This is a genomic window from Rheinheimera fenheensis (genome assembly GCF_039871805.1).
Taxonomy (GTDB): Bacteria; Pseudomonadota; Gammaproteobacteria; order Enterobacterales; family Alteromonadaceae; genus Alishewanella; species Alishewanella fenheensis.
This window is the reverse complement of the sequence record NZ_JBDPJM010000001.1, coordinates 547,544-574,529: the sequence shown is the minus strand read 5'-3', so window position 1 is coordinate 574,529 and position 26,986 is coordinate 547,544. Positions and strand designations below refer to the sequence as shown.

General features: G+C 53.0%; 25 protein-coding genes. 11 read left to right on the top strand and 14 right to left on the bottom strand.

Annotated features, from left to right (window positions below; translation table 11 throughout):
• Positions 1-87 precede the first annotated feature (87 nt).
• The 3 genes from ABGI61_RS02450 to ABGI61_RS02440 are packed head-to-tail and all read left to right on the top strand — an operon-like array spanning position 88 to position 2,671.
• The gene (locus ABGI61_RS02450) at positions 88-1,014 is read left to right on the top strand and encodes an alpha/beta fold hydrolase (RefSeq protein WP_347596322.1); all 927 of its coding nucleotides are present in this window, start codon (positions 88-90) and stop codon (positions 1,012-1,014) included.
• Positions 1,011-1,931, top strand: coding sequence for an ABC transporter ATP-binding protein (locus ABGI61_RS02445; RefSeq protein WP_347596319.1), 921 nt, complete (start codon positions 1,011-1,013; stop codon positions 1,929-1,931). Before ABGI61_RS02450 ends, ABGI61_RS02445 begins: the two co-directional genes overlap by 4 nt.
• The gene (locus ABGI61_RS02440; RefSeq protein ID WP_347596316.1) at positions 1,928-2,671 is read left to right on the top strand and encodes an ABC transporter permease; all 744 of its coding nucleotides are present in this window, start codon (positions 1,928-1,930) and stop codon (positions 2,669-2,671) included. The genes ABGI61_RS02445 and ABGI61_RS02440 overlap by 4 nt, the downstream gene beginning before the upstream one ends.
• A gap of 27 nt (positions 2,672-2,698) precedes the next feature.
• On the opposite strand, the gene ABGI61_RS02435 is transcribed toward ABGI61_RS02440, so the two are convergent.
• The 7 genes from ABGI61_RS02435 to ABGI61_RS02405 all read right to left on the bottom strand — a co-directional run bounded on the left by ABGI61_RS02435 (position 2,699) and on the right by ABGI61_RS02405 (position 10,331).
• Positions 2,699-3,955: a T6SS phospholipase effector Tle1-like catalytic domain-containing protein gene (locus ABGI61_RS02435; RefSeq protein ID WP_347596313.1), complete on the bottom strand. Its 1,257-nt coding sequence runs from the start codon at positions 3,953-3,955 to the stop codon at positions 2,699-2,701.
• Between the two features lie 112 nt (positions 3,956-4,067).
• Positions 4,068-5,294: a sensor histidine kinase gene (locus ABGI61_RS02430; RefSeq protein WP_347596310.1), complete on the bottom strand. Its 1,227-nt coding sequence runs from the start codon at positions 5,292-5,294 to the stop codon at positions 4,068-4,070.
• Between the two features lie 3 nt (positions 5,295-5,297).
• Positions 5,298-6,002, bottom strand: coding sequence for a response regulator transcription factor (locus ABGI61_RS02425; RefSeq protein WP_347596307.1), 705 nt, complete (start codon positions 6,000-6,002; stop codon positions 5,298-5,300).
• A 45-nt stretch (positions 6,003-6,047) separates the two neighbouring features.
• Positions 6,048-8,432: a TonB-dependent receptor gene (locus ABGI61_RS02420; protein ID WP_347596304.1), complete on the bottom strand. Its 2,385-nt coding sequence runs from the start codon at positions 8,430-8,432 to the stop codon at positions 6,048-6,050.
• On the bottom strand, positions 8,429-8,656 hold the full coding sequence (locus ABGI61_RS02415; RefSeq protein WP_347596301.1) for a hypothetical protein: 228 nt from the start codon (positions 8,654-8,656) through the stop codon (positions 8,429-8,431). Before ABGI61_RS02415 ends, ABGI61_RS02420 begins: the two co-directional genes overlap by 4 nt.
• A gap of 69 nt (positions 8,657-8,725) precedes the next feature.
• The gene (locus ABGI61_RS02410; protein WP_347596298.1) at positions 8,726-9,193 is read right to left on the bottom strand and encodes a PA2404 family protein; all 468 of its coding nucleotides are present in this window, start codon (positions 9,191-9,193) and stop codon (positions 8,726-8,728) included.
• Complete coding sequence (locus ABGI61_RS02405; protein WP_347596295.1) at positions 9,180-10,331, bottom strand: PepSY-associated TM helix domain-containing protein; 1,152 nt, start codon at positions 10,329-10,331, stop codon at positions 9,180-9,182. The genes ABGI61_RS02410 and ABGI61_RS02405 overlap by 14 nt, the downstream gene beginning before the upstream one ends.
• Before the next feature lie 134 nt (positions 10,332-10,465).
• On the opposite strand from ABGI61_RS02405, the gene ABGI61_RS02400 reads away from it, so the two are divergent.
• Positions 10,466-12,604 carry a TonB-dependent siderophore receptor gene (locus ABGI61_RS02400; protein ID WP_347596293.1) on the top strand — a complete coding sequence of 713 codons (2,139 nt, stop codon included), beginning with the start codon at positions 10,466-10,468 and terminating at the stop codon, positions 12,602-12,604.
• 39 nt (positions 12,605-12,643) lie between these two features.
• Here ABGI61_RS02400 and ABGI61_RS02395 read toward each other — a convergent pair whose 3' ends face one another.
• The 3 genes from ABGI61_RS02395 to ABGI61_RS02385 form a co-directional block, all read right to left on the bottom strand.
• Complete coding sequence (locus ABGI61_RS02395) at positions 12,644-13,951, bottom strand: short-chain fatty acid transporter (protein WP_347596290.1); 1,308 nt, start codon at positions 13,949-13,951, stop codon at positions 12,644-12,646.
• Between the two features lie 36 nt (positions 13,952-13,987).
• Positions 13,988-15,073, bottom strand: a complete 1,086-nt coding sequence (locus ABGI61_RS02390) for a DUF6136 family protein (RefSeq protein WP_347596287.1) — start codon at positions 15,071-15,073, stop codon at positions 13,988-13,990.
• A gap of 64 nt (positions 15,074-15,137) precedes the next feature.
• Complete coding sequence (locus tag ABGI61_RS02385; RefSeq protein WP_347596284.1) at positions 15,138-15,650, bottom strand: ABC transporter ATP-binding protein; 513 nt, start codon at positions 15,648-15,650, stop codon at positions 15,138-15,140.
• Positions 15,651-15,743: 93 nt separating this feature from the next.
• Here ABGI61_RS02385 and ABGI61_RS02380 point away from each other — a divergent pair, with 93 nt between their 5' ends.
• Together ABGI61_RS02380 and ABGI61_RS02375 are read left to right on the top strand one after the other, a co-directional pair.
• Positions 15,744-16,562, top strand: coding sequence for a kinase (locus tag ABGI61_RS02380; protein WP_347596281.1), 819 nt, complete (start codon positions 15,744-15,746; stop codon positions 16,560-16,562).
• Between the two features lie 46 nt (positions 16,563-16,608).
• The gene (locus ABGI61_RS02375) at positions 16,609-17,703 is read left to right on the top strand and encodes an SLC13 family permease (RefSeq protein ID WP_347596278.1); all 1,095 of its coding nucleotides are present in this window, start codon (positions 16,609-16,611) and stop codon (positions 17,701-17,703) included.
• A gap of 3 nt (positions 17,704-17,706) precedes the next feature.
• Here the strand turns inward: ABGI61_RS02375 and ABGI61_RS02370 are convergent, their stop codons facing one another.
• Entirely contained in the window at positions 17,707-18,291 is a 585-nt protein-coding gene (locus ABGI61_RS02370) for a hypothetical protein (RefSeq protein WP_347596275.1), read from the bottom strand.
• Complete coding sequence (locus ABGI61_RS02365; RefSeq protein ID WP_347596272.1) at positions 18,281-18,805, bottom strand: RNA polymerase sigma factor; 525 nt, start codon at positions 18,803-18,805, stop codon at positions 18,281-18,283. The genes ABGI61_RS02370 and ABGI61_RS02365 overlap by 11 nt, the downstream gene beginning before the upstream one ends.
• Positions 18,806-18,983: 178 nt before the next feature.
• On the opposite strand from ABGI61_RS02365, the gene ABGI61_RS02360 reads away from it, so the two are divergent.
• Genes ABGI61_RS02360 through ABGI61_RS02350 form a run of 3 tightly spaced genes read left to right on the top strand, consistent with a single transcriptional unit; the run spans position 18,984 to position 20,919 of the window.
• Positions 18,984-20,435, top strand: coding sequence for an amidohydrolase family protein (locus tag ABGI61_RS02360; protein ID WP_347596269.1), 1,452 nt, complete (start codon positions 18,984-18,986; stop codon positions 20,433-20,435).
• A 46-nt stretch (positions 20,436-20,481) separates the two neighbouring features.
• On the top strand, positions 20,482-20,637 hold the full coding sequence (locus ABGI61_RS02355; RefSeq protein WP_347596266.1) for a hypothetical protein: 156 nt from the start codon (positions 20,482-20,484) through the stop codon (positions 20,635-20,637).
• A 3-nt stretch (positions 20,638-20,640) separates the two neighbouring features.
• Positions 20,641-20,919 carry a superinfection immunity protein gene (locus ABGI61_RS02350; protein ID WP_347596263.1) on the top strand — a complete coding sequence of 93 codons (279 nt, stop codon included), beginning with the start codon at positions 20,641-20,643 and terminating at the stop codon, positions 20,917-20,919.
• Between the two features lie 10 nt (positions 20,920-20,929).
• Here ABGI61_RS02350 and ABGI61_RS02345 read toward each other — a convergent pair whose 3' ends face one another.
• Together ABGI61_RS02345 and ABGI61_RS02340 are read right to left on the bottom strand one after the other, a co-directional pair.
• Positions 20,930-22,009 (bottom strand): MBL fold metallo-hydrolase, encoded by a 1,080-nt coding sequence (locus ABGI61_RS02345; protein ID WP_347596260.1) that lies wholly within the window; start codon positions 22,007-22,009, stop codon positions 20,930-20,932.
• Positions 22,010-22,031: 22 nt separating this feature from the next.
• Entirely contained in the window at positions 22,032-23,828 is a 1,797-nt protein-coding gene (locus ABGI61_RS02340) for a coiled-coil domain-containing protein (protein WP_347596258.1), read from the bottom strand.
• 165 nt (positions 23,829-23,993) lie between these two features.
• Here ABGI61_RS02340 and ABGI61_RS02335 point away from each other — a divergent pair, with 165 nt between their 5' ends.
• Together ABGI61_RS02335 and ABGI61_RS02330 are read left to right on the top strand one after the other, a co-directional pair.
• Positions 23,994-26,024 carry a DNA topoisomerase III gene (locus tag ABGI61_RS02335; protein ID WP_347596255.1) on the top strand — a complete coding sequence of 677 codons (2,031 nt, stop codon included), beginning with the start codon at positions 23,994-23,996 and terminating at the stop codon, positions 26,022-26,024.
• 75 nt (positions 26,025-26,099) lie between these two features.
• Positions 26,100-26,870, top strand: a complete 771-nt coding sequence (locus tag ABGI61_RS02330; protein ID WP_347596252.1) for a peptidylprolyl isomerase — start codon at positions 26,100-26,102, stop codon at positions 26,868-26,870.
• Positions 26,871-26,986 lie beyond the last annotated feature (116 nt).

The following is a 26,986-nucleotide window of genomic DNA, read 5'->3' as shown; positions in this document are numbered from 1 at the left end:
TGCTGACAACTGCCAGCTGTGTCGCTGCGCCCCAACGCCTAAACTGGCCACAACAAAACGCACTCAACCACACAAGGGGTCATCATTATGAAAACATTCAACATCAGTATCCGCACTTTATTACTGGCAATGGGTTTAGGCAGCGGTTTAGCCAGCCTGCTCGCGACAGCACAAGCGCAACCCGTTGCCAGTGCACAACAAACACAGCATGCCTGCAACTGCTTTAATGTTGAGGTGGTAGGCCAGGGCCCAGCGGTCATCCTTATACCTGGGCTGGCGTCATCCGGTGAAGTATGGCAAAGCACGGTAGATGCTCTGAAAGCGAACTATCAGCTGCATATTTTTACCCTGGCTGGCTTTGCCGGTGTGGCGCCTATTCCGATGCAAAATTGGGGCGAGGGTTATCTGCCGTTACAACAGCAAGCCATTTTGCGCTATATCAGTGAGCAACAGCTGAACAAACCGGTAGTGATTGGCCACTCACTGGGCGGGTATTTGGCGCTGGCGCTGGCCGTCAGCGCACCAGAGCAGATAGGCGCAGTGGTAAATGTCGATGGTTTACCGGCACTGGGCGCACTGTTTGCCGCCAGCCAGGCGAATAACAGCGGCGATACTCAGCAGCCTCAAGGCAGCTTTGACCCGATGAGTATGGCGAAAAGTATGGCTAATAACGCACAGTGGCATCAGCGTATTGTCGCCGATATGTACCGCTCAGATGGTGCCACCTCTGGCCGCGTAATGGGCGAACTGATGCGGGCTGATTTACGGCCACAGCTGACGAATATCCGCGTGCCGGTATTAACCTTGGGTGCACTGCAGCATGGTGCACCTTACAGCACGCCGGAGCAGGTGCAGAAAAACTATGAAAATCAGCTGGCTAATGCGCCGGTGCAGTACCACCGCTTTGCTTTTGCGCCTGATGCCAAGCACTTTATTATGGCCGACGCCCCGGACTGGCTGAACCAGCAGATTGCGCAGTTTTTACAACAGCAGATTGGCGGAGGTGCAAAATGATACAGCAACCGCTACAAGTAACAGGCCTGATAAAACGTTATGGTACTAACACTGTGCTGGCCGGCGTTGATATCAGCGTCACTGCCGGTGAGGTGCTGTGTATTCTTGGCCCAAACGGTGCCGGTAAAACTACGCTAATCTCAGCCATCCTGGGGTTAGTAAATGCCGATAGCGGTGAAATACGCCTGTTTGACCAGCGGCAATCCGGCTGCCAACGCAGTATTGCGCTGCGTCAGCAGCTGGGCGTGATGCTGCAAATCGGTAGCTTAAGCGCCAATTTAACCGTGGTTGAACAGTGCGATTTATTCGCCAGTTACTATGCCAACGGCTATAGCGCCGATGAATTGGTACAACTGGCCGGGCTCACGCAACAGCGCACACAACGCTTTGGCCGGTTATCTGGCGGGCAAAAACAACGTTTGTTGTTCGCGCTGGCGTTGGCTGGCAAGCCTAAGCTGGTGTTTTTGGATGAACCGACACTGGGCATGGATGTCGAGGCACGGCGTGTTTTATGGCAGCAGATTAAGCAGCTACAGCAGCAAGGTGTCGCTATCGTGCTGACCACCCATTATCTGGAAGAGGCCGAACAACTGGCCGATCGTATTGCGGTATTACACCTAGGCAGCATTGTTGCTAATGGCAGCCCCGCTGAGCTAAAAGCCTTAACCCAGTACAAGGTTATCAGTTGTTGCAGCACGTTAACGGATGAGGCTTTACTCGCGCTGCCGGGTGTATTCCAGCTGCAACGGGACAAAGACATGGTTCGCCTGCAAAGCAGCCAGGCTGAGCAAAGCGTTAAGGCACTGTTGTTGGCAGACCACAATGTCAGTCAGTTAGAAGTGCAACCTGTAGCATTGGAGCAGGCGTTTTTACAACTTACCCAACCTCACAGCACACCACAGGAGCGCGCCGCATGAGCACAGCACATATTTACCGCAACGAAGCCTGGTACGACTTAGTCAGTGTCTGGCGCACGCCGGGTTTTGTCTTGCCGGCACTGGCGTTTCCCACGGTGTTTTATCTATTTTTTGGCGTACTGTTTAACAGCGGCGCTGCCAGTGCCTATATGCTGGTCACCTATGGCTGCTTTGGCATTATGGGCCCGGCCATGTTTAATTTTGCTATCAATATTGCCAGCGATCGAGGCCACGGCTGGCTAACATTAAAACGGTTATCACCGATGCCGGTAGCGGCGTATCTGCTGGCAAAGTTTTGCACTGCTCTGGTATTTTCGCTAATCATCATCCTGCTACTGTTTAGCATCGCTGTGCTGTTTGCCGGCGTGCAGCTACAGGCTACACAATGGCTGTTGCTGGCACTGGTGTTGCTGCTGGGGACAGTGCCCTTTGCTCTTATTGGGCTGATATTAGGCTTAACGCTAAGCGAAAAAGCCGCCCCCGGTGTGGTAAACCTGATTTACCTGCCGATGGCGCTGCTATCCGGCCTCTGGTTGCCTATTCATCTGTTTCCGGCGCTCATGCAGCATGCCAGCTGGATCTGGCCCAGCTATCACTTATCGCAATTGGGCCTGAAAGTGATTGGCCTGGATCAGGGTTATGCACTGTGGTTGCACCTGTTAATTCTGCTGGGCACCAGCCTGTTGTTAGCCATACTGGCGGTGTGGTCGTTCAAACGAATGACCACCGCCAAATCCTGACTGCGGCAAATAACGCTGCCTGAATACTCAGGCAGCGAACTGCAGGCCGTACTGGTTACCTTTTTTCCACACGCACAGGGCGCTACTGCTGCCAAAATGACTGCTACTGATACTCAGGTTGTCACCTTTTTTCAGCGCGCCGTTATACTGAATACGCGCGCCGCCACCTTGGCTGTAGTCCAGCAACTGGCACTGTTCGGCAAACTCTTTTAACGTCAGCTGGGCGGCCGGGGTGTCGGTAATAACAAAGCGTGGTTTGTTGCGCCGGTCAGACAGTTTATCGGCAGCAGGAAAATCCGGGTTTTGCGGCTGATAATAACCGGCGGCAATACGCTGATACACGCTGTCGTGAATACTAATATTAATTGGCGGATTGGTCGGATCTCCATAGAGACGGCGCACAGATTCACCAGCGCCGAGTTTTTCCAGCAATTTATAGCCGGCAGAGTAAGAGTTATGTGGCTGCATGGTTAAATCGGGCTTACACAACTCCAGCAGGTAGTTGTCGTTAAACTCCAGCCCCAGCGCACAGGCTTTAATCAGCATCCATTGCAGGGCAATGTCAGATAAACCGCATTTTTCGTAGCCGCCACCGATATCAGAGTGGGCGCCGGCAAACCAGCATTGCTCGACATGTTGATCATCATTAATGCTGCCGGTCCATAAATCGGGCTGAAACGGCGCGCGCCGCTCATCCAGCGCCAGCGCGTGGTAGGCATGTTTTACCTGCTGGCTTAAGTGGGTGTTAAAAAAGCCGACCCAGCCGCGGGTCAGTTTGCCTAACAGCGGTGTCGGTGCGCCCAGCGCGCCGACGGTATCAAACACGCCGACCATACGGATATCGGGGCGGTAGTTGTCGTCATAACTGCCGGCGGGCCTTTTGTCTGGCTCGGTGCGGTAGTAGTTATAAGCGGCTTTTAACTGATCCAGTTTAGGTTTTTCCAGCAAGCCCACCGTGTGGATAAAACCAACAAAAGCTCGCGCTGTGTAGGCGCCGCGGCTAAAACCAAAGGCGTATATTTCATCGCCCAACTGGTAGTTGTGTACTAAAAAGCGATAGCAATCGAGGACGTTTTTTTCCAGCCCGCTACCAAAGGCGCCGCCGATAAATTTGTCTATGCTGCCGCCGGTGCCAACGCCCTGATCGTAAAACACCACCTGATGCATACCATCACTGGCGGTAGGCTTAATGCTACGCACTAACTTGGTGACATTAGTCGGGTTTTGATCCGGTTCGTTCCAGGTACCATCACAACAAATAATAATTCGCTTTGCCGCTGCCATAACCGAGCTCCCATCAGGAATAGGCGCCCGGCCGACCGTCGGCTACTGCGCCAGAACATGGCTAAGTATAGTTGATAATGGTTAAAAAATGGACAGGTTGGGTTTTCTTGCTTTACCAAGATAAACGGGCAACAACGTGTTGTTTATCGGCGTGCAGTGCAAACGCCCAGCCGTTGCGTTCACACAAGCGTTGCACTATACCCAGCCCCAAACCATAGCCGTGCGTTGCGCCGTCACTGGCCGGCTGCGGCGCAGTGGGCTCAGGGTTTAGTTGATTGCTGACTAGCAGTTCGCGCTCGGCAATGCGGATGGTGATGGGCCCCTGACCGGTGAGGGTATGCTCGAAGGCATTGCGTACCAGATTATTTACCGCTATGGCGAACGCCTGAGGATGGCCGCTGACGCTGGGGTTGGCGAGCTGGTCGATGTCGACGGCTAGCGACTTTCGGCTTAGCAGGTGGCGCTGTAGTTCTATGGCGTTTGTGACCAGCGGCATGACGAAAAACTGCTCGTTATATAAGCCGTCGTCGGTTTCACGGGCCAGACATAAGAACATTTCGATGGTGGTTTTCATCTCCAAAGTAGCGCGGCGCAGCCGATCCAGCGTTTTTCTATCGCTTTCTGCCAGCGCACTTTGCTCCAGCAGTTCCAGCGCGCCGGTAATAACAGTAATGGGTGTGCGCAGCTCATGGCTGGCAGAGCTGGTAAAATCGCGCTCTCTGGCGACAAAGGCGCTGATACGCTGCAGTGTTTTTTCAATGGTGGCGGCCAGTACGCCCACCTCGTCATCACCAAAGCGGTTAGAGCCGATACGTTTATAGTCTTCCGCTGACAGCTGCTCTACGTCGATGTCGGCCACAGCGTTAGCCAGCTGCACTACTGGGGCGACGGCCCGGCGCATCACCAGCACGCCAAGACCAAAACCCAGTACCCCCAGGGTGCCGACCACAGCGCTGATCACCAGCAGCAACCACCAGTCTTCCGACGACGCAGCTTCTATGCCGGATACGTCAAACACCACAAAAGCCGGTTGTCGCGAGTCTGTTTTGATTACCGCCACATGCAGCTCTTGCGCTTCAAACTCGTAAATGCCCGTAGCCGGGTTGGTCTGTGCCCAGGCCTGCAGCACTGCTGGCAGGCTAGCAGCGGTATCGTAACCGCGCAGGTTTGCCGGCATCACTGGATAGCTTTGCGCAGCAACGTGTAGCTGTTGTATCAGCACCCGATCTTCACTTAGCCGTACAGCAGCCAAAAAGGCGAAGCCCCAGACAATGCTAAGCAGTGCAACGCAGATAGCAAAGGCAATGGCAACACGGGTGCGTAAACTATGACGGTACATGTTTTACTCTGCATCCTCGGCAAGGCGATAACCAATGCGATGTACGGTATGAATAAGCGGGCAGGCAAAGGGCCGGTCGATGGCCTGGCGCAGCTTATACATATGCGAGCGCAGTGCGTCACCATCGGGGCGCTCGTCTGCCCATAATAAAGTTTCCAGCTCATCGCGCATCACTACAGCTGGCGCCTGTTCCATCAGGCGCTGCAGCAGTTTCAGGCAGGTAGGGTTAACATCAAGGCGCTGGCCAGCGCGGTGTACCTGCAGCGTCGACTTATTCAGGGTCAGATCGGCCACTGTGAGCAGGTTGTCAGTTTTACCATGACTACGCTTGTACAGTGCCTGCAGCCGCGCATGCAATTCCTGCAGTGCGAATGGCTTAACCAGATAGTCATCGGCGCCGGCAGCGAAGCCGTTAAGTTTGTCGTCCAGCGTGTCGCGCGCCGTCAGCATTAGTACCGGGGTTTGCAGTTTGGCCTCAAGGCGCAGCTTGTGGCAGAAACTGAGGCCGTCCATACCCGGTAACATCAGGTCCAACACTATGACATCGAACGGCTGGGTTAACGCCAGGTACATAGCGCTGATGCCGTCATAGGCGAAATCCATCACATAGCTATGTTTTTCCAGATAGCCGGCAATGTTATCGCAGATGTCGCGGTTGTCTTCGACAACCAGCAACCTGACCGGCACGACCTCAAGCGCCTGTACCATAGTGACTCCTTTTAGCGGACCTTTTCAGTCCACTTACTCCGTGCCTTACCAGGCATAATCAAAGCGCAGACCAATTAGCGGCTCGGCTTCGCTACTATCCTCAACCACCACACCGCGGCGGTAGTCAAACTCGGTTTCATCACTGGCCGAGGCTGCCGTAACGTTGATCACATCCAAAAAGGCAGTGACATCAATCGGGCCAAAGGCGCGGCGGTAATCAACCCGCATGTTTAACAAACCCGCGCTGTCTTTGCGGCCAACATTAGGCTCCGTAATCTCTTTTGAGTAGCGTAACATTTGCCCCGACCCCAGCGCGTCGGCATGAATAATAAAGTTATCATCTGGCGCTCCGGAAAGGTATTTATAGCGTGCGGCAACTTTCCAACGGTTGTTGATTTCCCAGGTCAGGCCCAGGGTAGCAACATGTTTGCGGTTGAACTCTGCAACCACATCGCCACGGCCGTCTTTACGGTCGACTACCGCATCGTTGTACGAATAGGTGGCGCTGGCGTACAGGCCCTGATAAATCGTACCGTTGATAACGATATCGACACCATAAGAGCGGCCATCACCCATATTGGCAAAGGTGCCGCTGGTGCGGTCAAGGTCGACTACTAGATCGTCCAGTCGTTGATAATAGGCTTCAGTTAACAGTGACCAGTCGCTGCTGGGGAAATATTTAAAACCTATACTGCTATGGCTGGTTTTTTCCATTTTAAGCCTGTTCGAGGCGTTGGCCGCAAGCTCTAAATAGCGTGGCGACTGATGATAGAGGCCGGCGCTGGCAAAGTAGCGGACTTTTTTTCCCGGCTGCCAGTTCATACTAATGCGCGGCGCAATAACGCCTTGATCGGCAAAGCCATCGCGTTCAAAGCGTAAGCCTGTGCCAAAATCCCAGTCACCCTGCTGAAACACCTGTTCAACATAACCGGCATAACTGGTTTCTTTTTGCTTTAACGCCGAGTTGATGCTGTCGGGCGTAAGCACAATATAGCGCTGCTGTGGATCTGGCCTGAAATCGTCGCTGTCGTACACAAAACGGATCCAGTCGCCGTCTAACACCGTGCTGTAATCCAGCTCTATTTGCGTTAGCCGCACACCGGCACTAAACAGGCCCCACTGATTCACAGTGTCATAATCGCTGCGCCAACCAAGCTCGGTTTCCGCTTCCGCTATGGTGATAATGTTTTCCCGTACAGGGAAATCAGATGATGGCGAGCCTTCAGCTACCTGATCAGGAAAGGCTTCACCTTCTGAGCTTATTTTGTCGCTTTTGCGGTAGTACAGCTTATTGGTCAACACCGCTTTATCACCAATTAACGAGCGTAACGTGATACCGTACAGATCACTGTCCTGTTCAAAGTCCAGCAAGGCGGCATCTTCAAAGTTGGGCGAGGCAAACACGTGGGTAACGTCGCGGCTATAATCCTCATGCGTATCAATCAGCAGAATTTCCATACTGTGCTGCTGGTTTAGCGGGATCACCGATTTTACAATCACATCCCTTAATACCGGATCGCCAATATCCAGCTCTTCAATGGTTTCAAACAACTTGCCGAAATCCAGCCGGCGGGCTGATACCAGCATGGTAGCGTCGTCAGTTATGCCAGCCGGGCCGTCGTAACCCACTTCATAACCGGCCAGATCCAGCCGTAAACTGGCCGACGGGCTGGGGTTGCCATCGGCCACATCCAGTTTGAGTAGCGATGCCGCCCGGCCACCATAGGCCGCGCCCCAGCCACCGGGTGAAAACTCTGCACCACTTATCACATTGGGCGCAAAAATCGAGAAGCGGCCACCGCCGCCGACATCTTCTTCTTCGCCCAAGGTGGCGTCAAAGTGCACCGCTTTATCAAATGGAAAATCATCGACAAACACCAGGTTATCTCGTGGGCCACGGCCACGCACACTAAAGCTGGCAAACTCACTGGCCGAGGCCAGGCCAGGCAAGCCGTCCAGCGACAGCAGCGGATCGGCGCCACCACCGACGGCACTGCGCAGCGCTTCCCGGTCCAGATAGGTGCTGGAACCGGCCGCAAAGGTGGCCGCTTGCTGCGCCCGGACTTCTACCACCTCAATCGCCTGCGGTTTTAGCGCCAATGCCAGCCTGATGTTTTTGCGCGTTACCACCCGTACGCTGGGCTCATATACGGAGGTAAAGCCGCTTTTGGCCAGGCTTACCGAGTACAGCCCGGGGGCAAGCTGCTCTACCAGGATACGGCCCTGGGCATCGGTTGTTAACGTTTGCGCGGTGTTGCTTTCGCGCTCGGTTAGCGTGATTTTTACCTCTGAAAGTGGCCGATCCGTGTTTTGATCTTTCACGATAATAGTCAGTGCGCCGGGTGCTTCGGCTGCCTGGCTAAGCACCGGCCAACCACAGAATAGCGCCGACAGCGTCAGCCACGCCAGTTGTGTTAAATAGCGGCTCATAGCGCTTTCCCTCCAACCATTAACCACGGTACCTGTCTTAATAGCCTGTTCATCTGCTTTCCTCCAACCATCCGCTGTATTTTTTGCTTAAACAGCGCAAGGTTAACAAAGCTATTGTGACTAAAATGTCGCCAAAGGATGGCAGTGTAGTCAGCAGTTGGATGCTTGCCGCCGCGATTGGCGCTGTGGCGGTAAATGCGGCTCAGCACATGAAAGTATTGCATGAGCCGCACTGCCTGTATTGATGTTGGTCGTCAGTACGGGCAATGTGGCTGAGTGGAGAGAGCAGATGATCAGGGTTGTGTAATCAGCTTAGCGGGCAATGCCCAACTGGTGGTGAGGGTTTCACTCTGCCAGGTTTGCAGCGTTAACCAGACTTTATCACCGGCACTCAGTGTTTTCGGCGCTATCGCATGCACATGCTGGCCGTGGCGGCTGCCGTGCAGTATGCCATCTTCACCCTGCTGCAGTTGTGCCAGCGGTAAGGCAGCCGGGCCAATATTGATATAGGCCTGGCGAATGTTGCTGATGTCACCCTGATTAAAGGTGAGAAAAAAGTCTTTAACGTATTGGTCGTGGTGGGCATAAGGCGGCTGCAGATTTAACGGCATGGGCGCTATTTCAAAGTCACCGATTTGCTGCGCCGGCCACACGGGTGGAAAGGCCGGTGTCAGCGACTGATACAAAAACCAAAACGGCAGCAGCACCAGGCCATTTAATGTGTATTTATGTCTCTGCCAGACACTGTTAGTTCGCGCCATCACGCACCTCCTGCAATGCTTCGCTACGACGACTTGCCCGCACCGCCTTAACCGTGCGACTGCCCCAGATCATAAAACCAGTAATCGACATGCCGGATAAAATAAGGCCAAACACAAACCAGATCGCCTTGGTCCAGATGCCGCCTAAAGTGCCGTAATGCAGTGGGTCGGCAATATGCATAACGGTTTGCAATGCGCTCATGTTTGCTGGCGATTTTTCCTGCGCTATATCGCCGGTCCAGGGGTTAATGCTCAGGCTGTACGCGTACTGATCATAAAAGATATGGTCGCCACCACCCATCAGGCTGTACATGCCGCGGTTATGCTCGGGCAGCATGACATAGCTGGGCTGAAAATCGGGGAAGCGCTGCTGTGCAATTTGCATTGCATCGGCAAAGCTAACCGGAGGCTGGGTTTGCGTTGCCGGCAGCTGTTCAGCGGCGACCAGCGGCGCATGCGGCTCAATGTCGATATCGGCATGCCACATGACGGCCTGTACCAGATACCACAAGCCGGTGGCACTCATGATGATTAAAAACCAGATAGACCAGACGCCGGCTAAACGATGCAGGTCGGTCAGTACGGTTTTTTTGCCCTGATTAAAACGTATTTTCGGCTGGGTAAAGCTGCGCCAGAAGTTTTTATAAATAATCAGTCCGGTAACCAGAGCGCCCAGCATCACCAGCGCCATGGCTGACACTAAGTAGTAGCCAAGGCTATAGCTGCTTTGCCACGGAAACAATAACCAGCCATGCAGGCTACGCATAAAACCAATAAAAGTAATGCCTTGATTAATCTGCTGAATGTCACCGGTGTATTGGTTTACATAAGCAATTGCTTTTGGTTTGTCATGATCGGTAAAAATAACGGCATGCACCAGATAAGGCTCAAACACCATCACAGTGCCAACATCGGCAGTGGGATAAGCCTGCTCAACCGCCGCCACCAGCTCGGCCACCGGTTTGGCCGCTAAGTTATCCGGGTTAGTGGCGCGCGACGCCGGATTAGTCAGCCAGGTCAGTTCATGGCTGAAAACGGCAATAGTGCCGGTAAGACAGACAAAGCAGAAAATCAGCCAGATAGGCAGCGAAAACCAGCCATGTAACTGAAACCAAAAACGATTACTGAGCTTTGCCATCTTGCCTGCCTGAACTGCTTTATCTCTGATGCCGCAGTTTAATGTTAATAACAATGATTATCAACCGCTATTGTAATTGAGATCAATTATCATTAACATGTAGACAATTTAACTGGTCGAGGCTAAGGGGCATCATGAAGTACTCCATATTAACGCTGGGCATTATCGCTGCTATCGCCCAACCGCTGGCAGCGCAGCAGGTAACGAATGACGAGCAAGCCGTTGAAGTGATCACGGTAAAAAGCTCGCGTGGGCTAATTTCGTATGTCAGCGCCTCTGGTGCTAAATCAGATACACCGATTATTGAAACACCGCTATCGGTGTCAGTGCTTACCGAAGAGCGCATTGCCGATTTGGGTGCGTTAACGGTGCAGGACGCGCTGGGTTACGTGTCTGGCTTGTACAACGGCCCTTATGGCCTGGATACCCGCGGTGACTGGGCGCAAATCCGTGGCGTGTCGCCGGTACAGTATCTGGATGGCTTAAAATCGCTGTTTGGTTTTTATAACAATGTGCGTATTGCGCCCTATGCGCTGCAGCAAATTGAAATTTTAAAGGGCCCCAGCTCCGTGCTTTACGGCCAGGGTTCTATCGGCGGCATTGTTAACTTAGTCAGCAAAAAGCCCGAGCCCGTCACCAGTGGCCAGCTATGGGCGCAACTGGGGAATTATTCGCGTAAGCAACTGGCCGGCGATATTACCGGTGCGTTAAATGACGATGCCTCACTGCAGGGCCGCATTGTCGCCTTGTGGCGCGACAGCGACACCCAAACCGACTATGTGCCGGATAACAGTGTGGTGCTGGCACCGTCGTTTAGCTGGCAGGCCAGCGACGCCACTAAAATTACCGTATTGGCGAATTTCCAGCAGAATGAATCCGGCTCCAGCACGCAGTTTTTCCCGCATCAGGGCACCATTTTACCGAATGAATTTGGCCAGATCCCCAGCAACCGCTTTGTCTCTGAGCCAGGCTTTGACAAATACGATACCGAGCAAACAGCGTTAACGGCAATTGTAGAACACGATTTATCGGCTGATTGGCAGTTGCGTTTAGCCAGCCGCTTCAGCGACAGCCATGCCGATTACCATACGATGTACGGCTGGCCTCCTGTGCTGCAGGCTGATAACCGCAGCGTAAACCGGGTGGTGTATTTGAGTGACGCCGACGCCCGCGCCCTAACCAGCGATGTGCAGCTGCACGGCAAGCTGCAAACCGGCCTGGTAGAGCATACACTGGTAGCCGGTTTTGATTACCAAAAAGCTTACACTGACAATGACAGCTTCTATGCGGCAACCGGTGGTTTACTGGACTTGTATAACCCGGTATACGGTCAGGTAGACAATCTGCCAACTGAAGCTAATATCGCCGATAACCCATCCAGCACCACCTATCAGGCCGGCGTTTACCTGCAAGACAATATGAAAATTGCTGATAAATGGTTAGTGTCAGCCGCGCTGCGCCGTGACCGCGCGACCACTAACCCACAAAATGGCGTCAGCACCACACAAAACGCTACCACTGGCCGGTTAGGTTTGATGTATCTGTTTGACAGTGGTATTTCGCCCTATATCAGCTTCAGCGAGTCGTTCGAGCCGCTATTGGGCACCGATGCCTATGGCAAGGCCTTTGTGCCGAAAAAAGGCCAGCAGTTAGAGGCCGGTGTAAAATACCAGCCCAAGGGTACTGAGCATCTGCTGACAGCGGCGGTATTTGATATTACCGAGCAAAACCGCACCACCACTTTATCGGCAGTGCAGGCCAGCGATCCGGCGGTGATTAACCCCAACGGCCAGGTGCAGGATGGTGAAGTGACCTCTAAGGGGATCGAGCTGGAAGCACAATTGGCCTGGAGCGAGCTGGATATCTACGCCAGTTATGCTTATATCGATGCTTATGTCAGCCAGAGCAATACCGTGGGTGAACTGGGTGCGACCTTGTCTGCACAGCCCGAGCATTTAGCGTCTGTCTGGGCCACCTGGCGCCCGGCGGTGCTGCAAAACTGGCAGTTTGGCGCCGGTGTGCGTTATGTCGGTGAAACCTCAGACGGTACTGCCTATGTTGAACAAAACGGTGTAGTGCTTAACGATCCACTGACTACCGACAGTTACACCCTGTTCGACGCCATGGTCGGTTATAACTTTGGTGACTACCAGCTAAGCCTGCAGGCACAGAATATTACCGATAAAACCGTGATTACCTCCTGCCTGGCTCGCGGTGACTGCTTCTACGGCCAGCGCCGCGCTATTAGTGCTAATCTGCGGTATAACTTTTAACCGCAATACGTATAAAAATGGCCGCAAACGCGGCCATTTTTAAGCAAAACTCAGTACAAGGCCGATAATCACCCCGGTAACGATGAGCTGCAGCAGGCAGTAGCCCATAATGTCTTTGGCTTTTAGCCCGGCAATGGCCAGCACCGGCAAGGCCCAGAACGGTTGAATAAGGTTAGTCCAGGCATCACCCCAGGCCACCGCCATCGCAATGCGGCTGACATCGGCGCCCAGCTCTAATGCGGCCGGCAGCATGACCGGTGCCTGCACTGCCCACTGGCCGCCGCCGGAGGGTACAAAAATATTCACAATGCCGGCGCTGATAAAGCTCCAAAACGCCAGCGTTTCCGCTGTAGCGAAACTGACAAACCACTGCGACATACTTTGCGCTAACCCCGATTGCACCATAATGGCCATAATGCCGGCATAAAACGGAAACTGAATCACAATACCGGCGCCGCCCTGTATCGCCTGTTGCAGGCTGTGCAATAAGCGCCGGGGTGTGCCGTGCAGCACGATGGCGAGGAATAAAAACAGGAAGTTGACGATATTCAGGTTTAAGCTGCCGCCCTTGGCAAAGTATTGCACCAGATACGCAATGCCAGCAAAGCCCACGAACAATGCCAGTAGCAGGCTGTTTTCCAGCTTATCGGCCGGCCGGTTACTACCGCCCGCGGGCAGGCTGTCTTGCTGCAGTTTGGCGGCATCAACATAGACACTGTCAGCCGCAGAGGGCCGCATTAAGTAGTTCAGCAGCGGCACGGCAATAAACAAAAGCGCCACTAACAGCAGGTTAAAGCCGGCAAAAATAGTCTCGCTGGTGGCAATAACACCAATTTGCGCCTCACTAAAATGGCCGGGCGTAGCGATAGTCAGCGGAATAGAACCAGCCAAACCACCATGCCAGACAACAAAGCCGGAATAGGCGCTGGCGACCAGTAAGCGGTAATCCACTTTAATACGCCGCGCTAAGGCTTTGGCAAATAGGGCGCCTACCACCAGGCCAAAACCCCAGTTAAGCCAGCTGGCAATTAATGAAATAACCGTAACCAGCACAATCGCCTGACCGGCGCTTTTTGCTAGTGCCGCCAACCGGTTAAGTAAACCGGTCACCAACGGTGTGCTGGCCAGCATAAAGCCGGTTACTAACACCAGCAGCATCTGCATGGAAAAACTCAGCAGGCCCCAAAAGCCATCACCCCAATATTGCAGCACCTGCAGCGGGCTTTGCTGTTGTAAAAGCACCGCCGCAGCGAATACCACGATACTGAGTAGCAAAACAAAAATATAAGGGTCGGGCAGGTAGCGCTCTACCAGTTTAACAAAGGGTTTGGCCGCGGCGTTTAGCATAATGGCTTCCGTTTAAGCTGTTGTTATGCAGCTACTTTAGCCAATACCCAGCAGAATATACAGGCCGCTGCTTAATAAGCTGGCAGCAAACCAACCGCCAACAAAACGCTGTGGTTGGCGCCATGCCAGACACCAGCTCACTAAAAAGACAGGCAATAACAGCAGTAACAGGCTGGCTGACAGCCCTAACAGTAGCAACAAGGTGCCACTTAGCATAGCTAACAGCAACGGTGGTAAAAATTGCCAGCGTTTCAGCGCGGGTGGGTTCAACTGAAAAAACAGCTGATACTGCTGCACAGTGTTATTGCTGCTAAGTTGCATGCTGGTGCTCACCAAAACCATCAGCAAACCCGCACTAAAGCTGATTGTCGCCGCCAGATCTGGCCGTTGCTTAAGGCTAATGTAAGCAATAAGCAGGCAAAGCAGTATCAGCATTAAGCGGCTTAACCACTGCGCCATTTGCTGGTGCCACAGCTGGCACCAAAACAACAGCGGGCTGTAGCTGCTGATTTTCGGCAGTGAAATGCGTAGCGGCAGCACGCTACACAGCCACATGAATGCTAGCACTGCCAGACCGGTGCCAAATTGCAGCGGTAATAGCCACAATGCCGGTAAACACAGTAATATCAACGTGACTGTGGGCTGTGGCCGGTACAGCGCACTTAGCGCAAACAGCAGCTGCATTAGGGCAAAGCTTAGCTGAGGCAGCACCCTGTGCCACTGGTTGAGATCGGCACCGGCGATGATCAAAAGATGCAACAGCAATATGGGGCTACAGACTAACATCAGCAGGATATCGACACTGCGCTGCCAGAGTGGCGCTATGGCGAAACTACCGAAAAACAGCCGGTAACGGCTGGCAAGAATGGCCTGCTGATACAACCATAGCAATAAGGTTTGGCCGCTGAGTAAGCTCCAGCACAACAGCAGGCGCTGTGTTGCAGTAAGCTCAGGCTGATACAGTAAACCCAATGCCAGTAATAGCATAAAGCCCAGCGCCGCCAGTGCCGGCCCCACCAATACCATGACCCACAGTAGTAATTGCTGCAGTTGCTGTATCAATTGCTGGCTGGCGGTATAAAAACAGCGCCAGCGCAGCTTTAGGTAGGCGTTAAACCGCATGCAAATCAACCAGAGCGAAACCTTTACTGGCGTACAATTGCGCTTCATTGCTGGCAGCAATAATCTAGCCGTCAAAGTCTGCTATTAGCTGCCACAGCGTTTGCTGCGCCGCGTTATCCAGCGCAATATTGGTCTCATCTAACAGCAGTAGTGCCGGCTGGCGCATAAACGCCAGAATAAGCTGCAGCTTTTTCAGGTTGCCGGTAGATAAACTGCCACAACGGGTATCAAGCTGGGCTGCAAAATTAAAGCTGTCAATCAACTGTTGCGGCCAGCTTAGTTGCCATAACTGTTGTGTTAGCAAAATAATATCGGCTGCGCTGGCAAACTCTGGCAGAGCAATGGCATCACTGGCGATGGCGATATCAGCACGGGCCTGGCTTATCAGGCTGTCGTGCCAGTGAATAGTGCCACTTTGGTAAGGTAGAATGCCGGCAATGGCACACAGCAAGCTGGATTTGCCACTGCCGTTGGCGCCGGTAATACAGCTGCGAGACTGGCTAAACTGTTGCTGGTAGTTTTGCAACACCGCTTTGTCACCGCGGTATAAACTAAGGTTACTGATTTTTACTGCCATAGCGCTCAAACGTCCCTGACACTGCGCTACCCGGTGTTAGCGTCTGGCGCTCACCTTAAAGCAGCGTCTGCGTAAAAACAATAGGATATCAACATGCTGCTGACATCAAACTTACAACATCAATTGAGCCCGGCCAGCCTGTTGCACTATCAGGCGCTGGTGACGCAGGTATTGCAGCGGCTACAAGCCTTGCCCAAGCCTGCCGTTGTCGGTATTAGCGGCGCTCAGGGCAGTGGTAAAAGCACTTTAGCCGCCGAATTGGTGGCGCAGCTGCAACGGCAGGGTGTCAAAGCGGCTGCGGTGTCGCTGGATGATTATTATCTGAGTAAAGCCCGGCGCCAACAGCTGGCATTGGCTATTCATCCGTTACTGGCGCAACGTGGCGTGCCGGGTACACACGATATTGCCCGCGCCATTGCTGACGCTAAAGCGGTATTAGCCGGGGACGAGGTCACCTTGCCGCAGTTTGATAAGGCACAGGATGAACCTGTCGCTGCTTTACCGGCGCAGCAACTGGATGTGTTAATTATCGAAGGCTGGTGCTTGGGTGTTAAACCACAAACCGGCGCTGAGCTGGCTGTGCCGGTAAACGCACTGGAAGCGGGCGAAGATAGTGATGGCCGCTGGCGCCATTATGTAAATACACAACTGGCCGGGCCTTACGCAGCATACTGGCAACTACTGAAACCGCTAATCTGGCTTAACGCACCCGACTGGCAAAGTGTGTGCCGCTGGCGCGCCAAACAAGAGCAGCAGCTTCGGCGTGAGCGTGGCCGCGGCATGACGGAAGCGGAGCTTGTGCGCTTTATGCTGCCGTTTCAGCGTTTAACGCTGGCCAGCTGGCAACAGCTGCCCAACGCTGCTGATTTCGTTATTAACCTGAACCAAAACCAGCAGCCTGAACTGCAATAATGTCGCTATAATGGCCACCGATATTATCGCTGCTGACTAACGCCTGATGCGCACTTTGCTCTACCGCCTGCGGGAAGATTACCTGTTACTTGCCCTGCTGCTTCTGCTGCCCGTGCTGTTATGGCTTCAGCCAACAGCGCCGGCGGGTATTGTTGCTTTAGTGGACTGGCATACCGTTACGGCACTGGCCGGCTTAATGCTACTTAGCCGGGCGCTGGAAGACAGCGGTTACTTAGCCCGCTTGGCGGCCTGGCTATTGCCGCGTTGCCATTCTGAGCGTGTATTGGCGGCACTGTTATTGCTGTTCGCGGCACTGTTATCGGCTATTGTCACTAATGATGTGGCGCTGTTTATATTGGTGCCAATCAGCCTGAGCATTGGCCGCCTGACCGGTTTGCCGGTGGGCCGGCTGATTATTTTTCTCGCGCTGGCGGTTAATGCCGGCTCCAGCTTAACGCCAATTGGCAACCCACAAAATTTGCTGCTGTGGCAGGCCTCCGGTTATAGCTTCTGGCAATTTACCTTAATGATGGCGCCACTGGCGCTCAGTTTGATGCTGTTCATTCTGCTATTAAGTTGCCTGGCGTTTGGAGGGAAACGGCTGAGCATTAGCGTGCCGCATAACAACAATAGCGATAACCGCCGCCTATTTGCCTGGTCGCTGGCCGGTTATCCGTTGTTTATTCTGGCAATGGAGTACCAGTTGGCGCCTTATGCGACGGTTGGCTTAGTGGCGGCGTACTTTGTGTTAAAACGCTGTGTGGTAACGGGTATCGACTGGCTCTTGCTGTTGGTATTTATGCTGATGTTTATTGATCTGGGCTTACTGGCGCAATTGCCGCTGCTGCAACAGTTGGCGGTACAGCTGATGGCGCTGCCCAATGGCAGCTATACCGGCTCGGCGCTGTTGTCACAGCTGATCTCCAATGTGCCAGCAGCGATTTTTCTGCAGCACTTTACCGATGATTGGCCCGCGCTGAGCTGGGGCGTCAGTGTGGGCGGCTTTGGCCTGGCCATTGGCTCGCTGGCTAATGTAATAGCGCTTAGGCTTAGTAAACAACCGGGGCTGTGGCGCGAGTTTCATTGCTGGTCGCTGCCGGTGTTTGCCGGCAGTTTATTGCTTGGCGGGTTATTGTTGTGAAGATTACGCAAAATCTTCTGCCAGCGCTTCTAATTGCAGCAGCTCAACGGTTTTTAACCGTATTTTTTGCTGCAGCCGGTAAATACCAAATAAGCAGGCTGGTGATACCAGCAGACTGTAAAACAGCAGCATATTTAGTGGCGTATTTTCCAGCTGTAGCAGCTGTAATAACCACAGGATCAGCGTAAACACGATAAGCGCGGCGCAGCTTAGCTGGGTATAACGGTAATAGCGCAAGCTTAGCTGGCAGGTTTTAACGCGAAAGCCCAGCAAGCCGCTGCTGCTCCAGTTGTCATAGGCCAGTATTGGCCGGTGCACCTGCCAGCTGATATAAGCTGTACTTAATGCCCCTAACAGCAGAAACAGTGCCGCAACGCCGCCGAGTAAGCCTGGCAGGTTAACCAACAGCCATACTGCTGCAGCGGCCATGATCAGTGCGCCCAGCCATTCACCATACATCAGCAGTTTTTGCTCGCGTTGGCGCTGGCTGGCCTGAGCTAAATCCGCCGCACTGGGCGGGGCTTCTTCCGCCACCGTTTGCTGCTGCCAGCTCTTAGCCAAGGCGGCAAAATCAAAATTATCGGCCATCTTGCATTAACTCCATTAATTCGGTTTTGGCGCGGTTCAGCCGCACCCGCACTGCGCCGTGGCTGATCTGCAGAATGTCTGCGATCTCTGGTGCATCTAAATCTTCCATCGCCAGTAATATCACTTGGCGGTTGGCGGCCGATAAGCGCCGCACCGCCTGCATCAGTTGCTGGCTTTGCTGCGCCTCGCCCAACTGCTCGGAGGGGCAGTCATCCAGCAGCTGCTGCTGGATATCGTCATCCAGCGGCTGCCACTTATGCCGCTGTGCCCGGGCAATATGATCAACTGTCACGTTATGCACTATGCGAAATAAATACGCCCTTGGTAGCTCTGCTGCCTGCAAGCGTTCAGCTGCCTGATGCAGCGCGAGGAAAATATCCTGCTTTAAATCCTGCCGTGCTGCCGGGTCAGCTTCATTAGCCAATAAGCTGCGGCTTATCGCGCCCTGATGCTGCTGCCATAGCTGTAACACAAACTCGGTAGCGCTCTGGTTGTTATTGTTTCCTGTGATCAAACCCTGCTGCCTTGCTGTTAAGTGCGGTGTCTGGCTATGCCGCTGTTTATTGCGCATACCCGTTAAGTCTGTTGCTGGCTGCCAAGTGTTACATAAAAAAATAAAAAAATATTCTGTAACAGCTAAAGAAAATTCAACGACTTAACTTGCAACAACAGAACAAAACCGGAGCCATATTATGAAAAAAGAATTTACCTTAACCGTTATCGCCGCGCTGTTGAGTGTGTCGGCAAGCGCACAACAGCCAGCACAGCACACCGTGCTGTACCACAATGCGACCTTGCTTAACCCGGCCACCGAGCAACAGCTGACCGATGGCTGGCTGCTGGTAAAAGATGGCCGTATTACACAACTAGGCCAGCAGCAGGGTGATGCGGCATTACCAGAGGCGTCACAGCGGATTGATTTGCAAGACCAGTACGTGATGCCGGGTCTGATTGATGTGCACCTGCACCTGACCGCCGGGCCGCATCGGGTGGAAATGCAGGATGGCATACCGGTGATGACGATGAAAGGCCACAACCAAATTACCCGTTATCACGCGCTAAGCACCTTAGCCACCGGCGTTACCACGGCTTTTAGCCCTGCTGGTGAGCCAGAGGCTAATGCCGAATATGTCCGCCAGCAGCAGGCCGGTAACTGGCCCGGCCCAAAACTGAGCTACGCCGGCTTTATTTTTGAACCCACGCCCATTATTGGTGGCTCTGTGCATCCGCAGGATGAAGCTGGCTGGCAGGCTGAAATCAGCCGGCAAAAAGCTCAGGGAGTCGAGTACATCAAACTTTATGCTGGCTTAAGCAAAGACGAGGTCGCCCTTGGTGTGCGTCTGGCAAAACAGGCCGGTTTAAAGACAGTTGCACACCTTGATAGCGTCAGCTGGCTTTACGCTGCCGAATTGGGTATCGACAGATTAACTCACGCTTTACCCACCAGCGCTGAGCTGCTGACTGGCGAGGGGAAGTCTGCCTACTTGGCTGAGCGTAAAAACCCGTTTGATCAGCGCTTCATTTACAGTTGGTTTCATCATGTCGACTTCGACAGCGAGCCGTTTCAGCAACTAATAAGCCGACTGGCGCAGCAGCAAACCCGCGTTGACTTAACGCTGGTTGTAAACGAGTTGTTTTATTATGCCCGCGAGTTAGAAAAACTGTATCCGGAAGATCAAATGTGGGTATTTCACCCGCAAATGCGCAATAGCTGGCGGGCGCTGATGGCGGCGCCCGGTTATAACTGGACTGAAGCAGATTATGTCAGCGCGCAACAACAAATGCCCAAGGTAAAGCAATTGTTTAAACGGCTATATGACGCCGGCATCCCCCTGGCAATAGGCACAGATTTGAGCGCCAGTGGGCCGTTTTATCTGCGCGAGCTGCAATTAAGCCAAGCGGCCGGCCTGACCAACTGGCAGGTGTTGCAACTGGCCACCGTAGGCGGTGCCCGCCACCTGGATTTACCCGATACCGGCCAGCTGGCCGCAGGCTTTGTTGCCGATTTTATCGTGCTGTCGTCTAACCCGGTTAACGATTTGAATGCCCTAACCAGCGTGCATACCGTGGTACAGCAAGGCAAAGCCCACCCTGTTGCGGCGCTTAAAGCTGAGCTGGCCAAGCTGAGTAACACTGAACTGTAAATCTAAACTCAAAACAAAACACTTTAAACCTAGCGAGGAAATAACCATGGAAACCTTACAACAGTTAATAACACCCTTTACTACCGCCTGGCAGCAGGCTGACAACCATCAGTTGGTGTCATTCGGCATCTTCTTTGCTGCCATGTGGCTGATTGCGATGGTAATTGAAGCTGCCGTGAAAAAAGTCACTAAGGAGGACTAACAGATGGAAACGTTAAACCAATTTATTGCCGCCATGAGCAGTGCCTGGCATCAGGCCGATGCGGTGTTTTTAGTCGGTTTTGGTGTGCTCTTTTTCGCGGTGTGGTTTTTACCCAGCTTGCTGGCATTGGCGTTTAACCGCCAGCACCTGGGCAAAATTGCACTGTTAAATATTCCGGCCGGTTTGTCCTGGGTTGCCTGGCTGGCGCTGTTGGTGTGGGCAGTAACCGGCAAACTCAGTAACACACTGGCGGCAAAGGCGCGGTTAAAGCCGGTACTGTAACCACCTGTTATTACAAGGCGACACTGTCGCCTTCATTTAAAATCAGCAGCGGTACCTGGCTATTCAGGTGCTGCTGCATATGCAGCAAACGCAGCAGTGGCGAGTGCGAGCTGATGTCACCCATCTGCCAGCTGGCATTACCATAACCCCAGGGGATCATCACCTTGCAGCCCAGCTCGGCAGCAGCCACTAATGCATCTTCCGGCGTAGTATGCACATAGCGGTACCAATCTGGCTGCTTGTCACTGTGGTAAGACGCTATCGGCAACAGACAGATATCAATATCGCCATAACGCTGCTGAATATCCTTAAAGTGGTTGGAATAGCCAGTATCACCAGCGAAAAACAGGGTTCTGCCATTTTGCTCCAACAGCCAGCCGCCCCACAGTGCTTTGTTGTCGTCATCAAACAGTTTGCGGTTGTTAAAGTGATGCGCCGGTACCAGATGTAGGCTTAACTCACCGCGTTTACTTTGGCTGTACCAGGCTTTTTCAATAATTTGGTAGCCGCCTTTAGGCATATCGTCTGCCATACCCAGTGGCAGGTAGTAAGTAGCCTCTGTGCCAATTTGTGCAATGCTGGCATGGCTGAAATGATCATAATGCAGATGCGAATACAGCACGGCATCGGTAGCCGCCAGTTGTTCGGCGCTCAGTTTGGGTGTATGGGGCCTTTTGATAATGCCTACCAGATGCTGCGCCCAGTTTAACGGCCAGTCAAACTGGCCAAATACCGGGTCAAATAGCAGTTGCTGGCCATCCGTCGTGCTCACTAAGAAGCTGGCATGCCCCAGCCACTGCAGGTTAAAACCGGTAGCGAGCTCGGGTGATTGCTGCGGGCCGGTGTACTGACAATTCTGGCCGTGTTGTTGGCAGCTGACATCAGCATGGGCCGGATAGCAATCATGTTCGCAGCTTTTCGGGTAAGCTGGCCAACCCTGCTGTGGGCGGTAAAGGTTATGAAAGCGGCCAGCGAGTTCGCCGTCGGCAAAGCGTTTAATAACGGCGTGCTCACCAATCTGCTGCTGAATGTGGTTTGGGCTGCTGCAAGAGGATAAAAACACGGCGCTGCATAACAACACCGTGATCATTGGTAGAAACCTGAAGCGGCTATTAGCCATCGGACAATTTACTCAGCTTCTTCTCCAGCTTTTCAATTTTTTCCTGAGCCTGTTCGCGGTAGCGGGTTAAGCGCTCAATAGTGGCAGCGGCATTGTCTTTTACAAAGCTAACTTGCTGCTCTAATTGCGCTTTTTGTTTCTTCAGCTTATCTTGTTCCAGCTGCATATCGGCGACCATATCACGCTGTTGTTGCAGCTCTTCGCGCAGCTGGCGGATAACTTCACGCTGCTCAGCCTGATGGCCGGCTGTGATGGCGCTTTGCTCTTTTAACATGGCGTTATTGGCGCGCAGTTGCTCCAGCGTGGCCTGAATATCCTGCGAGTCGTCAATTTCAGTGCTTTGCGCTTTTTGCATTGCATCTAACTGCTGCTCTGCTTTAAGGGCGTTGTCGCGGTGTACTTCGGCATCGCGCTGGCTGTGGTCTAACTGTTTAGTCAGCTCGCTCAGCTGCTTGCTCAGGGTGTCAACTTCTTTCTCTAAGCGGGCGATGGTTTCCTGCGCGGCCTGTTGTTGAGCTTCATCAACCACCATTTCCACCGGCGCTTCGCCCTGAGCTGTTTGCTCCAGCTTAGCTTGTAGTTGTTCACGCTCGGCTTGCAGTTTTTCTGCCTGCTGCTGTGCCTGGGCTAATTGCTGTTGCACTTCGGTTAGTTGTTGCAGGGCTTTATCGCGCTCTTCCGCCATTGCAGCTTGTGCAGCAACTAAGGCGGCTTGATCAGCAGCATTGCCACCTTGCTCCTGCACCGAATTTTGTAACTGCTCCAGTTGTGCCTGCAGCCGCTTGTTTAATGCCACCGCCTGGGTTTCGGTTTTGGTGGCTTGCTGTAACTTAGTTTCAAACTCATCCAGCATGGCCTGTAGTTCAGTAACATCATGTTCGCGGGTTTGTAAGTCTTGCAGGGCTTTTTTCGAGGCTTGCTGTGCCGCGGCCAATTCTGCTTTAACGCTGGCTTCAGATTGCTGTAATGCGCTTAGCTGCTGCTCAGCGGCTTGCGCCTTGGCTAACTGTTCTTTTAACGGCTCCAGCTCTTGTTCTGCTGCTGCCAACTCTTCTTGCAGTTGCTGTAATTTTTGCTGGTGTAACTGCTGTTCGTTTTGCAGTTGCTCTTCCAGCTCGTCCTGCGTTTGTTGCGCACTGATCAGTTTCAGCTGAATTTGCTCTGCCTGCTGCTTTGCTTGTTCAGCCTCTTGCTGGGCGGCAGCCAGCTGCTGCTGTGCGCTTTCAAGCTCGCTTTGCTTGGCATTGAGTTGTTGTGTCGTGCTGTCGAGCGATTCTTGTAACTTTGCCAGTTGCTGTTCAGTATCTGCCAGCGCTTTTTGCTGGCTTTGGCTTAATTTAACGGCCTGGTCGCGCTCTTCCGTTAAGGCGGCGTATTTTTCTGCCTGGGTGGAAAGCTGCTGTTGCTGCTGCGCCAGGCTGATTTCCAGCTCTGTTTTACGCTGTTGTAGCTGCTCAACTTCCAGTTGCAGTTCGCGGTTGTGCTCAGCGGCGAGTACCTCAGCCTGCATGGCCTGTTGTAACTGCTGGTTAAGCTGGTCGGTCAGCTTTTTAGCGTGCTTTTCGGCCTCGTTCTGAAACGCAGTGATAAAGTCGGCACTGAACATACTGTCCCCCGTTACTTCGGCTGGCGCCGGTGCCCGGTTTGCCTGCTCGTTACGCCACTTTTGATAGTGTACAACCAGACTGGCCTGTGCGCCGGGTACTTTTGAAATTAAATAATCTAATGAAACGGGCTTGCCGGTCTTGTGCAACTCATCACAGATTTTCTTAACTTCACTATATTGCATCGTAATTTATCCAACTGACGTGGGTGAAATACCAGAGCCTAACAGGTTAACCGAATTGCCATTTTAAGCACTTTTAGCCTAAAGCCAAATTTTAATTACATTTTCTTTGCATGTTGCTGCAGCGCCAGCTAAATTACTGTATAAATGAACAGTTAAGGCAGTGCCATGATCTTGTATATCGCAGAAAAACCCAGCCTTGGCCGGGCTATTGCCGCTGTGTTGCCCAAGCCTCAGCATAAAGAAGCCGGTTGTATCCGCCTTGCCAATGGGGACGTGGTCAGCTGGTGTATCGGCCACCTGTTACAACAGGCCGAGCCAGAAGATTACAGCCCCGACTATAAGCGTTGGCAAATGGCTCCGCTGCCGATAGTGCCGGAGAAATGGTTATTGAAAGTACGCAAGTCAGCTGAACAGCAGCTTAACGTATTGAAAAGGTTACTCCGTCAGGCCGATCAAATCGTGCATGCCGGTGACCCCGACCGCGAAGGACAATTGCTGGTAGATGAAGTGCTGGCGTATTGCGGTGTCAGTGCTGATAAACTGGCGGGTACCCAGCGCTTATTAATCAATGATTTGAACCCACCGGCAGTGAGCCGCGCCCTCAAGCAACTGCAACCCAATAAGCACTTTGCTGCGCTGTCTACGTCGGCGTTAGCGCGCAGCCGGGCAGACTGGTTATACGGCTTAAATATGACGCGGGCTTACACCCTGCAGGGGCAAAAAGCTGGTTATCAGGGGGTGTTGTCGGTTGGCCGGGTACAAACGCCCGTATTAGGTTTAGTGGTGAAACGTGACCAACAGATAGCCGATTTTTGCAGTGCAACCTACTATCAGGTGCGGGCTGAGCTAAACACAACAGAGCCCGGTTCGTCAGAGCAGCAGGCATTTCACGCACTTTGGCAACCCAGCAGTGCCTGTGCCCGTTGGCAAGATGAGGAAGGGCGGGTGCTTAGCAAGGCGCTGGCCGAAAAGGTACAGCAAAAAATCAGTGGCCAGCCAGCCAGCGTCACCACCGTGCAGCAGCAAGATGGGAAACAGGCGCCACCTTTGCCGTATAATTTATCGGCGCTGCAAATTGACGCGGCTAAACGCTATGGCTTGAGCGCACAGCAGGTGCTGGACAGTTGCCAGCAGTTGTATGAGAGACACAAGCTGATTACCTATCCGCGTTCTGATTGCCGTTATTTACCGCCAGAGCAACGAAAACAATCAGCGAAGGTCTGTGCGGCCATTGCCGCAAATGATAGCTGCCTGGCCGATGGCGTAACTCAGGCTGACGTGACGCTGGTCAGCAAAGCCTGGAATGAGGCTAAGGTGCAGGCGCATCACGCTATTATTCCAACTGAAAAACAGTTACCCCTGACAAAGCTAAATCTGACTGAGCAGCGTTTGTACCGGCTGATTGCCCGTCAGTATCTGGTGCAGTTTTACCCGGCTTATTGCTACCGGGACCACAGTGTAGAGCTGAATATTGCCGGTGGTGTTTTTATTGCTAAGGCACGTACAGAGCAAGATGCCGGTTGGAAGCAGCTGTTTCGCACCGAGGCAGATAGCGCTGTACCGACTCACAGTGGACGAGCTACAGCAGAGGCTGGTGATGATAATGCGGCAGCGCAAAATCGCTCTCTGCCCGCGCTGGTGGTTGGGCAGCAGCTAGCCTGCACTGCTGCTACGGTGTTAGAAAAGCAAACCCGGCCGCCGGCAGCCTTTACCGATGCCAGCTTGTTGGCTGCGATGACCGGCATCAGCCGTTTTGTTAAGGATGACAAGATCCGCAGTATTTTGCGTGAAACCGATGGCTTGGGCACCGAAGCGACCCGTGCTGGCATTATTGAACTGCTTTTCAAGCGTGGCTATCTTGTACGCCAAGGTAAGCAGATCCATGCTACTGCCACCGGTAAAGCACTTGTTGCGGCGCTACCTGAACAGGCGGTATTACCCGATATGACAGCGCGTTGGGAGGCAGCGTTAAATGCGATATGCCAGCGCCAGCAAAGCTATTCAGCCTTTATGCAGCCACTGCAGGCTGAGCTAGCTCAGCTTATTGCCCAGGCTGCGAGCAATGTACCGGCTGGCTTACCACAACAACCCAAGCGACGCTGGCGTGGAAAAAAGGCCGTTGCCAAGCCGGCAGGCGGCGGTTACCGGCGGAAAAAAACGGTTGACATTGATAGCCGTGTAACTAAGCGTAATTAATTGTTATTGCAGTGGATATTAACTTGCTAGCTGTCTTATGCTGCCTGCCAGTTAACGTTGCGGAGCTTTAAACCTGTGAACAAGAAGACCTTAAAAGCAGTAGCCTGTGCTGTCGCCGGCTGGTTGGGTAGTGCCGGCCTGGCACAAGCAACCATTGTTGAAGTGACCACCAATGTGGGTAAGTTTGAAATTAACCTGTTTGATGAAACCACACCGGTCACGGTGCAAAACTTTCTGAATTATGTCAGTTCCGGCCGTTATGATGGCACAGTGATTCACCGCTCTGTGCCTGGCTTTGTTATTCAGGGTGGCGGTTTTAGCTTTGACCAGCAGCTACCGCTAAAAGCCATTAGCACCAATGCCGCTATTGTGAATGAGCCAAAATGGTCAAATGTGCGTGCTACTGTGGCCATGGCAAAATTGCCAAACAACCCGAACAGCGCCACCAGCCAGTGGTTTATCAATCTGGCAAATAACAGTGCCAATCTGGATGTGCAAAACAGCGGTTTTACCGTATTTGGCCAGATAAGTTCGGCCGATATGGCGGTCATCGATGCGATAGCGGCATTGCCACGCTATAACTTCCCGGGTATTGATGACTTACCGCTGCGTAACTACAGCAGCAGTGACCGGGACGATAACAAGCCGTTGGCGGCAGACAATTTAATTACTATCGAATCAGTGGTCGTGGTAGACGCCCGTGCCAATACAGCCGCGGGCTTAAGCATAGTGCCCAACAGTGCACCGCCACCGGCAAGCAACGACAGTTCCGGCGGCAGCCTGAGCTGGCTGACCTTGTTATCACTTGGCCTGCTAGGCTTACGTCGCCGCGGACAAGTCGCCTGAGAAATCAACTGGTTTTATACCTGTACGGCTAACACTAATGCCTTGCAAAGCATTTAGTTAGCCGTAATTCTTTCGTCAAATTACTGGTGTAGTTGCCGTTGTCATCTACACTTATC